Source organism: Ruminococcus sp. 5_1_39BFAA (assembly GCF_964240875.1).
Lineage (GTDB): Bacteria > Bacillota > Clostridia > Lachnospirales > Lachnospiraceae > Blautia_A.
Genome location: NZ_CAXSVO010000022.1, coordinates 1 through 12147, shown reverse-complemented (window position 1 = coordinate 12147; position 12147 = coordinate 1). Strand labels below are relative to the sequence as shown.

Below are 12147 nucleotides of genomic sequence, written 5' to 3'. Positions count from 1 at the left end.
TCCCACTGTAAAACCCTTCAACCACGCGCTTTTTTACGCTTTTTCACACTATATCCAAAGGTTCCCAGAGATTTGCCAAGGCCTAAATATTCTCCATGAGAATACACCAAAGGATGTGATTTATTCAAGTGGAATTTATCATTTTGATCCATATATGCTTCCTCCGCATGAACTGCCAGAACCTCTGCCAGAAACATATGGTGTGAGCCAAGTTCCTTAACTTCCCTCACTTTGCACTCAATAGAAACCGGTGATTCCCCAATCATCGGTGCCTTTACAAAATCTGCCTTTTCCTTAGTCAGATTCATCTCTTTAAATTTGTCTACATCCCTGCCGGAGCGAACACCGCAGTAATCTGTAGCATAGGCAAGCTTTTCTGTTGTAAGGTTAATGACAAATTCCCCTGTATTTTTGATCATATCATAAGAAAACCGGGACGGACGCACAGAAATCGATACCATGGGAGGATTGGTACATACCGTTCCTGCCCATGCTACCGTAATGATATTGTCATTCCCTTTTCCATCCGTCACACTCACCATGACTGCCGGAAGCGGATAAAGCATATTTCCTGGTTTCCAGGTCTTTTTCATATTTTGTTACTCCCTTTCAGGCGTAATCACTCATCATCATCTGAGCTGCCTCCATCATTGCGGGAATCAACTGCTTTTTACGGGAAACTACACCTTTGAGATGGAAAACACCGTTTTCCGGCTCCTGCTTGAAAGCCGTCCGCGCCATTTCCTCACTGCCTTCGCCGTAATAAATAAGCTCTGAGGATTCATCCATAATGCTGGTAAGCATAAAATAAACTCTCGTAATATCATGACGTCCGCATTCGCTTACCATAAACGGAAGCAGACGTTCTTTGATTTCCTGCAGCTCCTCTTTGTCCATAGAGCTGATCTGTCCAACACCAAAAGATATATTTCCTTCAGCAATAAATTTCTTATAATCCTGATAGAAAATTTCTTCCGGTGATTTATCCTTAAGATTGCTGCCCGCTTTAAACATTTCCCGGGCTAAATCCTCAATTTTTACATCTGCGATCAATGCAAGAGCACTGGCTGCAATCTTATCCTGCTGTGTACAGGTTGGAGAACGGAACATCAGCGTATCAGAGATGATCGCAGAACAAAGAAGTCCGGCAATCTTCTGAGGGATTTCCAGTCTCTGCTCTTCATAAATCTTGTACAAAATCGTAGCCGTACATCCCACAGGCTCGTTCCTGAAACTAATTGGCTTCATCGTTTCCAGTGAGCCTAATTTATGATGATCTATAATTTCAAGTATTTCTGCCTTTTCTATATTGTCAACCGCCTGGTCCTTCTCATTATGGTCTACGAGGATTACCTTTTTCCTGTTCATATCCAGGAAATTACGTCTGGAAATGGTTCCAATACATTTTCCCCGCTTATTGATAACCGGAAAAGCACGGTGACGGTGTTTTATCATAACATCCTGAATGTCATCTGTAAAGTCTTCTGTGTTGAAAGTTACAAGATTTTCTTTGTTCATAATGTAACGGACAGGAATGCTCTGGTTTATCAGCCTGGAAATGGTAAAAGTATCATAAGGTGACATGATAATAACAATATCCCTCTCATGTGCCTTTTTTATTACCTCATCGCTGACTTCAATACCCATTCCCACAATAATACAGCTTACATTCTGGGAAATCGCCTGAAGATGGTCTTCTTCACGGTTGCCCAGGATAACCATATCATCTTCCTCAATATAGTCCTTCATCATTTCCGGGTCTGCTGTTCCTACCAGGATTTTTCCCTTTGAAAAATAGCCATGACCGTTTCCTTCGATCAGGATTCCGTCAATGGTATCTTTAATTTTGTTATACTGGGTTTTGGCATTTGACAGAAGGTAGCTGTCCGTAGTGTCCATATAAATTTTTGCAATATCACCAATAGTAACAAGACCTTCCAGCTCGCCGTCCGCCTTACGGATAGGCAGGGAAACAATGCCGTTCTCCTGCATCAGATCCCAGGCATTTTTCAGTGACATGCTTTTATCCGCATCAGGACTGACACGAATTTCCATATCCTTTACCTGGGTTCCTATATTTCCAAGATAAGCAGGCGGCTGTACTCCAAAGCGATTCAGCACAAACTGCGTTTCCTCATTAAGCTGTCCTGCTCTTTTGGGCACATATTTTTTCGACTGCCCTGTTCTGTTTTTAATATCCGCATAAGCAATAGCGGAACAGATGGAATCCGTATCGGGATTTTTATGACCTATTACAAAAATCTTTTCCTGACTTTTCATTCACACACATCCTTTTAGTTCAGCTTAATATTTGCAAACAGGGAACCGAGAGATGTGGTAGCCTGTTCTCCTGAATCCGGTACCTCAAATATTTCTTCTTCAATTTCCTTTGCCATCATGTCAGAAGCTTCTTTGATGCTTAAGCTCAGCTTTCCGTCCTTAATGGCAGTTACCTTTACTTTTACCTTATCGCCTACGGCAAGTACTTCGGATGGTTTTTTGATCCTTTTTTCACAGATCTGTGAAATGTGTACAAGACCGGAAAGGCCGTTTCCAAGATCAACAAATGCGCCATAGGTCTGAAGGCTTTCTACTGTGCCTTCTGTCACAAATCCTACTTCCAGATTGGAAATTTTATTTTTTCTTTCTTCCTCTGCTTTTTTACGTAAAATCTCTTTTGCAGAAAGGATCAGCTTTTTATCTTCTTTATTTACGTCAATTACCTGAACCTGGATCGGTTTATTTAAATATTCGTTTGTATCCTCCACATAGCTGAGAGCCAGCTTGGAAGCAGGGATAAATCCACGGACACCTTCTACATAAGCTACTGCTCCGCCGTTTACCACTCCCTTTACAACAACGTTGATAACCTCGCCTGTTGCCTTTAATTCTTTTAATTTATCCCAGGACAAAACATCTGTCGCTTCTACTCTGGAGAGAAGAATGTTTCCATGTCCATCGTCCCTTTTTACGACTGTAGCGGAAACCTCATCTCCCGGATGCACCTCTTCTTTTAAATTAAAATCAGGCTCTCTGCTGTAATCCTCTGCCGGGATAATGCCCTCTGCATAATATTTTAAATCAAGTATTACTTCTTTTTCATCTACACTGATAACAGTTCCGGTGATGATGTCTCCTTCTTCAATTTTTTTAAAGGAAGCCTCCAGCTCTGCTTCATAGTCTTTCATAGTTTCAGCCATAATAAACACTCCTTAATCATCTCGCTCGGAATAAACTCCGATTGCATTCCCTAAGTGTTCACATTATATCACACTTTACCAGTGAATGGAAACTTCTTTTTGTGGATAAGACGGCAGATACGCCTGAAAACGAGGAGTGCCCCGGCAGTGGTTTACCGGGGCAATTATTATGAAAAAATTTTATGTGTAATGGTGTCATTACAACGTCTTTCGTACGTTCTTTCGAACTGTCTATATAGTAACAAGTAATTATGAATAAATTATGAACTCGAAGTGAACATTTCGTTTATTTGCACAATTTTTCCTCTTTTTTTTAAGTTTTTTTATCAAATTAACACATGTGCTTTTCCAATTTAAATTGATAACGTTGTGTATTTTGCATATTTTTATGCAAAAATACTTTTTATAAAATCAATTACCCTTGCTACAATTCCTTTTACATCGTCTTTGTCTACACCAAGGTCCTGCAATTTATCGTAAACAGTGTTTACATTACTTCTGAGCTGATCCTCATCAATATTTAAAGACAGCATTTTCTGAATAACATTTACAAGTGAACTTTTTTCAGAGTCAGAAATACTTATCCCAAAATGAGATGCAGCGCTGTCAATAGCTCCTCTGATTTCCTCTTCCGTAATATTCTGCTGGTCTACCAGGTCCTTCGCATACATGATAATATCCACTGCCTTATCCGGATCTGCTGCAATGGAATCAATTCCGCTGTCTATCAAGTCTTCCACAACTGCAGTATCTCCCTCTGTTGCCATAGCTGTCATTGGCGTAGAACATACGATCAAACCTGCCATAAGAACCGCTGCCGCTTTTTTTAATTTTATCATTACAATTACCTCCCGATATTCATATTTTTCTTTTACTGCGTTAATTATTATATCATATCCTTCCGTTTCTTTTGTAAAATACACATAAAAAACATATAATTTTTTTATAAATATCTCACAGAAAACACCTTTTAACTTTCGATATTAAAGGTTCTGTTCGTTACAATTTTTTTAAAATCGTTCACTAATTTTTCATAAGATAATCATGATTCTTTCAAAATTTATGGATATACTATCATCATAAAAATAATACAGCCAACATTATTTTTATAAAATTTCTTTTTCATATGTTGATTACCTCAAAAGGTAATCGACTCTCCTTCCTTTAAAAAATATATTTAAACAGTAAAACTAACAAGCACCCGCCTAGCCACCGGGTGCTTGTTAGTTTTCTCTTTTTATCTTATATATTTAAACGCATTCGTTATTTCAGCAAACTGCTCCAGTGTAAGAGCCTCGCCTCTTATATTTACAGGAATTCCTGTTTTTTCCAGAACAGACTCAATCTCCTCTTTGCTGTAATCCAGATCCTGTGCATTTTTTAATCCATTTACCAGAGTTTTCCGCCGCTGGTTAAATGACGCCCGAATAATCTGAAACATAAGCTTTTCATCTGCCACCTCAACAGGCGGCTTTTCATATTTTTCCAGCCGGATGACAGCACTTCCTACTTTCGGTCTTGGCATAAAACAATTTGGTGGAACATTGGCTATGATCTCCGGTTTTGAATAATACTGTACTGCCAGGGAAAGAGCGCCATAATCCTTTGTGCCAGGACCCACCTGCATTCTGTCAGCCACCTCCTTCTGAACCATAATGGTAATTGAAGAAAGCGGAACCTGCTTCTCAAAAAGCCCCATAATAATAGGCGTAGTGATATAATAGGGCAGATTTGCCACTACCTTTACAGGCTTTCCTTCATTTTTTTCCCGGGCAAGCTTACAGATATCTACTTTCAGGATATCATCATTTATGACCGTCACATTATCCCAATCCTTCAGCGTATCCTGTAAAATCGGAATCAGGGAATTATCAATCTCAACAGCCACCACTTCTCTGGCGGCCTCCGCCAGATACTGGGTCATGGTTCCAATACCCGGACCTATCTCCAACACAAAATCATCTTTTGTAATTTGTGAAGCCTCGATTATCTTATCCAGAACATGGGTATCGATCAAAAAATTTTGACCAAACCTTTTCTGGAAAACAAAATCATACTTTTGAAGGACTTCAATGGTATATTTCGGGTTTCCAAGATAAGGTCTGGTCATCACTTTTACTTCCTTTTTCAAATTTTACTTAGCAAAATCCTTTTCATATAGGACAATAAATCCGTCGCGGTCCACACGCTTTTTCTTATTAAATTTCAAAAGACCGCCCTGCGATTTCGCCATCGCTGCATCCAGCATATCCTTTACAGCGCCTATATTCATAGGTTCGTCTTCTTTCTGGTTTATTCCGATCAGGTTATACAGAGCCAGCATTCCCATCTGCTCGATCCGGAAGCCATTTTCCTTTGTATAAACTCTTGCGAAATTTACAAGCTCATCGTTGGTAAACACAGGAATATTGATCATGGATGTAAATTTCTTTGCAAATTTCGGGAATCTGGCTATCAGCTTTCTCATGCCGATCTTTTCGTCTTCCAGAATGACCGTCAAACCATCTGTACGGAATTCCATTGCTTTATCAAGCATTTCCACAGTTTCCTGTGTCAACTGATTTGCATTTTCAATTACCAGGAATCCGCCTGCAAGCTTACCTACAATCTTAGTAATATCTTTTCCGTTGATCTGGTCAGCAAAAACATAGGCAACCTTGGAAGCCTCCATATTCAGCTCCTGACAGATTGCAGGAATCAGGCTTCCGATCAATCTGGTCTTACCAGTCTCCCGACCGCCCATAACAATAATATTTCCTGTTCTGGAGGTTTTATCCGCTGCAGCCATCTGCACATCATAAAGCGCTTCTACAAGCTGTTCCTTCATTCCCGGAACCTTTACAAAATATGTAAACAGCTTCTTCTCGTTATCCGTAAGCTCCTTCTTTCTGGGCACGATATCCATCGGATCTCTGTTATCCTTTGGCTGTATGGAATCAATAAACTGCTCAAGCTTCTCTTCCTCAGAAAGATTTTCTTCCGGCTCCGGAGCTTCCTCCTCGTATTCGTCCTGGTATTCCTCTTCTTCCTCGTACTCATCTTCATCGTCAGGTTCCGGAGCGAACACGTTATCTTCTCCCTCAATACTCTCTTTCAGCATGTGGGCAATCAATTCATCTTCATCCATTTCGTCTTCTTCAGGATCAAAAGACTCTTCATAAATTTCTTCATCTTCCAGTCTTGGAATCTCTTCCTCCCGAACAGGAGCAGTTTTCGCTTCTTTTCTTCCTGACGGACCATTTAAAAATTCTGCTTCTGCCTGCTGTAAATCTTCTTCTGTAAGGAATTCCTCCTCTTCCAGTTCAACAACAGGACGTCTTTTTTTCATAACAGGAAGCTTAATGGTTTCAGAAGCTTCCACAGTTTCTGCAACCTCCGGCTCCTCTGCTGCTTCTGTATCATCCACTGCTTCCGGTTCTTCTGAAATCTCCTGCTCTTCCTCTTTTTCAGGTTCTTCCGGAATCTCAATTCCCTGAGCACTAGCTGCTGCAAGAATAGTATCCTCAAGGTTAAAATCAAAATCCTCTTTCTCCGGAGCAGCTTCTATGGTTTTTTCATCCATATTGCCGTAAATGCTCTCCGGCGCCGGCATCTTCGGAACCTCAGTCTCAGTTGTATCTATATTTTTCATGGACTCCGGAATCTCAAGCTTCGGCATTTTTATTTCTGTTGCCGGGGCAGGCTCTTCCTCCTGGACCGGCTTTCCATTTTCCGGCTCAAGATCAGGAACATTTTCAAATTCCTTTTCCGAAGCAGGATTTTTTATCATTTCTTCCGTTACTTCAGAATTCTCTTCCTGTTTTTCCTCAGCTTCCTCTTCCTCCGAAGCCTTCTTAGCCCCGAAAATATCACGGATTCCCTTTGAAATCTTATCCTGAAGGCTTTCTACTCCGTTTAAGTCCTCGCTTTTGATAGAAATGCTTTCAATCTCAGGATGTGCCTTTTCTTCAGAAGTCGTTTCGTCCTGCTTTTCCTGGGCTTCTTCCCCATCCTTCAAAGCCTGTACTTCCTCCGGAGTCATCAGCTTCGGCACAAACTGCTGTTCATACTGTTCCTTTTCCTTGCCTGTCAATGCACCCATGCGCATTTTTAGATCCATGGCGCGCATCACATAGCTGCCCTCATTAAACCAGAGAATTATCTCATTACACAGATCAAGGCATTTATCCTTATCTCCTGCCTGATAATAGAGCTTCGCCAGCTCATAGGACCATTTTTCCGTAAATTCTCTTTCTTTGTAATCTTCCAGAATCTTGATCTGTTCGCTTAATGGAGCCTTTTTCTCTTTATAAATCTTATATTTCAAAATGTACTGAGTATTATCATTCGGTGCAACCTCCGTATACTCCTGATAAAACTCTGTAGCCTCCTCGATATCCCCCATTTTCAGGGAAACCTCGATCAATCTGTAAAGAATATTCTTTCCGATGGGCGCTCTGTGATAAGCAAGCAGGAAAATTTCCTTGCTGTCCTCATAACGTTTATTGGCAGCATAAATTTCGCCCACAACACATAACGTCCGGACATTCTTTACACGGCGCCAGTCAATACTGTCCACAACATTCATGGCGCCCTTATAGTCTTTTTGCTCCACTAAATGATTAATTTCTTCGAGCTTAATCCGAAATTCCTCTTTGTCCAAAATGTTCACCAACTTTCCATAGTTACCGTCAAGTTTACCATAACCGATTATGGTTGTCAAAACTTACTGTCCATATTATATTAATTTTTCCCCGTTTATTCCTTATAGGGCATATAAACCTGTCCTGAAACCACCTGAAAAACTTTATTTAACTGAAACTGATGACTGATAAAATCATCAAGTCCTGTACATGTTATCATTGTCTGTATATCGTGGATACTGTCAAGCAGATAAGTCTGACGGCTGCTGTCAAGCTCGGAAAGCACATCATCCAAAAGTAAAACAGGAGTATCCTTTATGATCTTTTCAACCAGATAAATCTCCGAAAGCTTCAGCGATAGAGCTGCCGTCCTCTGCTGGCCCTGTGAACCAAACTTCCGGATATCAATTCCATTAACGGAAACGCAAAGGTCATCACGATGAGGTCCCACAGATGTCATCTTCATCCTCATATCCCTTTCCCTGTTCCGGAAAAGCGAATTTTCAAATTCCGCGCTTTCTACGCTGGGTTCGTAAATAACATCCAGATTCTCAATTCCCCCGGTAAGATTCCGGTGGATTCCATGAATGATCTCATTCAATTCCTCTACAAACCGTTTTCTTTTCTCAATCAGCTTTCTGCCATAATTTACGATCTGCATGTCCCAGACATCCAGGGTTGCCTTTAATCCGGGCTGCATATAAAGATCCTTCAGCAGCTTATTCCTCTGGTTCAAAATGTGATTATAATTTGCAAGGTCCGTGAGGTACAGCTTATCCAACTGGCAAAGCTCCGAATCCATAAACCTGCGCCTTTCCCCTGGTCCGTTTTTAATAATGTTCAAATCTTCCGGCGAAAAGAAAACGAGATTTACAACACCCAGAAGCTCTCTGGCTTTTTTTATGGGCAGACCGTTAATGGCAACGCCCTTTGCCTTATTTTTGCGAAGGTGCATGTCAATCTTATAGGTCATCCCATCCTTATTTACCATCATGCGGATGTGGGATTCCTCCTGATCAAACCGTATGATTTCCCTGTCCTTGCTTCCTTTGTGGGATTTACTTGTTCCGCAGAGATAGACAGACTCCAGAATATTTGTCTTTCCCTGTGCATTATCTCCGTAAAAAATGTTTGTCCCTTTGTCAAAATTCAGCTCCAGGGCTTCATAATTTCTGAAATTGCTTAATTTGATGGATTCAATATACATACTTCACCTGGTCTGTTTATTGCTTCGGGGTATTTGACTCATTATCCGTCACAACTCTAATTTCCTGACCATCAAAAGAAACGATATCCCCGCCATAAACTTTTCTGCCTCTGCGGGTGTCCACCTCACCGTTTACCTTTACCAGTCCGTCTGCGATCACATACTTCGCTTCCACACCATCGGACACAAGGTCGGCCAGCTTTAATATCTGGCCAAGCTTAATAAACTCATCCCTGATCCTGATTTCCAAAATGCTCCTCCTTATCTCGCCTGGTTCTGATTAATGTTTACAGGCAGAATCAAATATGTGTAGGTTTCTTCTTCATCTCTGATAAAGCAGGGCGCCTTTGGATTTACAAGATAAATATTGATAGTCTCATCATCAATTACCTTCAGCGCATCAATTAAAAACTTAGGATTGAAGCCGATCAGGATATCCTTTCCATCCTTTTCGATATCAATATCTTCATTCATGGAACCCATAGCGGAATCAATACGCAGCTCCATCTGGCTGTCCGTAATATGAATGATGATCGGTTTCTTATCTCCCTCTCTTACCAGAAGAGTTGCACGGTCTATACAATCCAGGAATTCCTTTTTATTGATGGAAAGCTTTGTTTCATAATCGCTGGAAAGCATCTGGTCTATGCGGAAATACTCACCTTCAATAAGACGTGAAACCACCATAGTCTGATCAAACTCAAATAATATATGATTTTTGGTAAAGAAAATGCTGACCTGATCGTCCATCTCTCCGGAAAGGATCTTGCTGATCTCGTTCAATGTCTTTCCAGGAACAACGACCTTTCTGTCAGAATACTCTCTTTTCAGAGCCATTTTACGGATCGCAACGCGGTGACCATCCAAGGAAACAATTTTCAGATAATTATCCTTAATTTCAAACAGCTCACCAGTCATTAATTTGTTGTTTTCGTTCACTGCAATTGAGAATATTGTCTGATAAATCATGTTTTTTAATGTATATTGAGAGATAGTAAGTGATTCGTCTCTCTCAATGATTGGAAGATAAGCAAAATCCTCTCCTGATTTTCCCGGAATATTGAATTTTGCTTTTTCGCAGGTAATCGTAGCTGTAAATTTTTCATCAGTTTTGATCGTTACTTCATTGTCGGGGAGTCTTCTGATAATCTCATAGAATATTTTGGCGTCCAGAGCAACCATTCCCTTTTCTTCAATGTTTCCTTCCACGATCGTTTCAATGCCCAGTTCCATGTCATTGGTAGTAAATTTGATCTGATTGGATCTTGCATCGATCAGAATACATTCCAGAATAGGCATAGTTGTTTTTGAAGGAACAGCTTTTAAGGAAATGCTGACACTTTTTAGCAGATTGTTTTTGGAACAGATGATTTTCATAGTGTGTATAACTCCCTTCCTGGTGAAAATGTGTTTTTTCATGTAAAAGATAAAAGAAGAAATCCGCCGTAACCGCCGTAGGGGGTGTGAATTTGTGAATAAGTCACTTTAAGCCGCAAAATATGAGGGCTTTGGGCTTGGATAACTTCGTGTAAATGGGTTGTATTTGGGTGTGAATAAAGTGTGTAAAAGCTTGAACTTGAATTTCGGGGTAAAAGTTATTCACATTAATTCACAATCAATCAACACCTTATACACCTTTAATGTGGAAAAAATGTGTTATCCTTGTGGATTAATTTTTTTCTTCAATATATCTATGGTATTTCTTAAATTATCGTCACTATCGATTTCTTTTTCGATTTTATCAATACCGTGCATAACTGTCGTATGGTCACGGTTTCCAAGGCTCTTTCCAATATTTTTAAGAGGTACGGATATTACTTCACGGCAAAGATACATCGCTACCTGCCGCGGAACGACGATCTTTGAATTACGTTTGTTTCCGCACAGGTCTGCGGTGCTCACATTATAATGTTCTGCAACCATAGAAATAATGTATTCCGGTGTGATGACTTTCTTTTCATCCGGAGAAATAATATCCTTTAATGCCTGTTCCGCAAGGTCAAGGGTAACTTCCTTCTTTTCCAGCTTAGCACAAGCTACAACTCTGTTAAAGGCACCTTCCAGTTCACGGATGTTGGATTTTATGTTGTTTGCAATATATTTGATAACGTCTTCATTAATATTGTAGCCGTCCATCTCTTCTTTTTTATGAAGAATAGCCATTCGCGTTTCATAATCCGGAAGTGTGATATCGGCGATCAGCCCCCATTCAAACCGGGAGCGGAAACGCTCCTCCAGAATTTCCATATCCTTCGGAGGCTTATCTGAGGAAATGATAATCTGCTTTTTGGCACTGTGCAGACTGTTAAAGGTGTGGAAAAATTCCTCCTGAGTGGATTCCTTACCAATAATAAACTGGATATCATCGACTAAAAGGACGTCAATATTTCTGTATTTTTCACGGAATTTTGTCATAGCGGAATTGTTTCCGTTACGGATGGTTTCAATCAGCTCGTTGGTGAACTCTTCACTTGTAACATAAAGAACTTTGCTTTTTTCATTGTGCTCAATAATAAAATGAGCGATGGAGTGCATAAGGTGAGTTTTTCCAAGTCCGGCTCCTCCGTAAATAAAAAGCGGATTGTAGGTATCGCCGGGAGATTCTGCTACTGCCAAAGCTGCGGCCTGGGCAAATTTATTATTGCTGCCCACGATAAAGGTATCAAAAGTATATTTCGGATTCAGATGAGCTTCCTCACAGCGGATATCCTGAGCAGCATGATTATTTGAAGGGACTTTTTTTGCCGGTACATCCTCGGGAAGAATAAATTTAACCTCGCAGTCATCCATTCCAGTCACTTCACTGATGGTTACCTGTAATGGAAGCTTATATTTTTTACTTATGTAGCTCAAACCTACCTGCTCGGATGGAACGATGATAGTGACAACATTCCCTTCCACCTCGTAAACCTTCAGTGGTTTCAGCCAGGTGTTAAAGGAAACATCTGACAGGTCGTGTTCTGTTTTTACTATTTTAAGTATTTCGTCCCATTTTTCGATTACTTTGTTCATTTTTTCCTCCCGCGGTACATATATATCAAGGTCTTTGAAAGACATAAATATCCTTTTATATATTATAATAAATCATGATTTTTAGCAATGATAAAATGGTGTGTAT

10 protein-coding genes are annotated in these 12147 nt (G+C 40.3%); all 10 read right to left on the bottom strand.

Translation table 11 applies throughout. The features are described 5' to 3' along the window. Positions 1 to 17: 17 nt before the first annotated feature. Complete coding sequence (locus tag ACESZH_RS17760) at positions 18 to 593, bottom strand: flavin reductase family protein (RefSeq protein WP_373215772.1); 576 nt, start codon at positions 591 to 593, stop codon at positions 18 to 20. 16 nt (positions 594 to 609) lie between these two features. Further along, positions 610 to 2280: a putative manganese-dependent inorganic diphosphatase gene (locus ACESZH_RS17755; RefSeq protein ID WP_373215773.1), complete on the bottom strand. Its 1671-nt coding sequence runs from the start codon at positions 2278 to 2280 to the stop codon at positions 610 to 612. A gap of 14 nt (positions 2281 to 2294) precedes the next feature. Beyond that, positions 2295 to 3200 (bottom strand): S1 RNA-binding domain-containing protein, encoded by a 906-nt coding sequence (locus tag ACESZH_RS17750; RefSeq protein WP_373215774.1) that lies wholly within the window; start codon positions 3198 to 3200, stop codon positions 2295 to 2297. Between the two features lie 386 nt (positions 3201 to 3586). Next, complete coding sequence (locus ACESZH_RS17745; protein WP_373215775.1) at positions 3587 to 4039, bottom strand: DUF1002 domain-containing protein; 453 nt, start codon at positions 4037 to 4039, stop codon at positions 3587 to 3589. Positions 4040 to 4437: 398 nt separating this feature from the next. Then, complete coding sequence (rsmA, locus tag ACESZH_RS17740; RefSeq protein ID WP_373215776.1) at positions 4438 to 5310, bottom strand: 16S rRNA (adenine(1518)-N(6)/adenine(1519)-N(6))-dimethyltransferase RsmA; 873 nt, start codon at positions 5308 to 5310, stop codon at positions 4438 to 4440. Positions 5311 to 5334: 24 nt separating this feature from the next. Beyond that, entirely contained in the window at positions 5335 to 7902 is a 2568-nt protein-coding gene (locus ACESZH_RS17735; protein ID WP_373215778.1) for a hypothetical protein, read from the bottom strand. A gap of 35 nt (positions 7903 to 7937) precedes the next feature. Next, a complete protein-coding gene (gene recF, locus ACESZH_RS17730; protein WP_373215780.1) occupies positions 7938 to 9029 on the bottom strand; it encodes a DNA replication/repair protein RecF in 1092 nt (363 codons plus the stop codon). A gap of 16 nt (positions 9030 to 9045) precedes the next feature. Continuing rightward, on the bottom strand, positions 9046 to 9279 hold the full coding sequence (locus tag ACESZH_RS17725) for an RNA-binding S4 domain-containing protein (RefSeq protein WP_373215781.1): 234 nt from the start codon (positions 9277 to 9279) through the stop codon (positions 9046 to 9048). Positions 9280 to 9290: 11 nt separating this feature from the next. Next, on the bottom strand, positions 9291 to 10406 hold the full coding sequence (gene dnaN / locus ACESZH_RS17720) for a DNA polymerase III subunit beta (protein ID WP_373215783.1): 1116 nt from the start codon (positions 10404 to 10406) through the stop codon (positions 9291 to 9293). Positions 10407 to 10685: 279 nt separating this feature from the next. Continuing rightward, positions 10686 to 12041 carry a chromosomal replication initiator protein DnaA gene (dnaA, locus tag ACESZH_RS17715; RefSeq protein ID WP_373215785.1) on the bottom strand — a complete coding sequence of 452 codons (1356 nt, stop codon included), beginning with the start codon at positions 12039 to 12041 and terminating at the stop codon, positions 10686 to 10688. Positions 12042 to 12147: the final 106 nt, after the last annotated feature.

Bases quoted from the DNA above. Each gene is read 5' to 3' on its own strand.
- ACESZH_RS17760 (WP_373215772.1), bottom strand. From the start codon at position 593: ATGAAAAAGACCTGGAAACCAGGAAATATGCTTTATCCGCTTCCGGCA.
- ACESZH_RS17745 (WP_373215775.1), bottom strand. From the start codon at position 4,039: ATGATAAAATTAAAAAAAGCGGCAGCGGTTCTTATGGCAGGTTTGATC.
- ACESZH_RS17755 (WP_373215773.1), bottom strand. From the start codon at position 2,280: ATGAAAAGTCAGGAAAAGATTTTTGTAATAGGTCATAAAAATCCCGAT.
- recF (WP_373215780.1), bottom strand. From the start codon at position 9,029: ATGTATATTGAATCCATCAAATTAAGCAATTTCAGAAATTATGAAGCC.
- rsmA (WP_373215776.1), bottom strand. From the start codon at position 5,310: ATGACCAGACCTTATCTTGGAAACCCGAAATATACCATTGAAGTCCTT.
- ACESZH_RS17750 (WP_373215774.1), bottom strand. From the start codon at position 3,200: ATGGCTGAAACTATGAAAGACTATGAAGCAGAGCTGGAGGCTTCCTTT.
- dnaN (WP_373215783.1), bottom strand. From the start codon at position 10,406: ATGAAAATCATCTGTTCCAAAAACAATCTGCTAAAAAGTGTCAGCATT.
- dnaA (WP_373215785.1), bottom strand. From the start codon at position 12,041: ATGAACAAAGTAATCGAAAAATGGGACGAAATACTTAAAATAGTAAAA.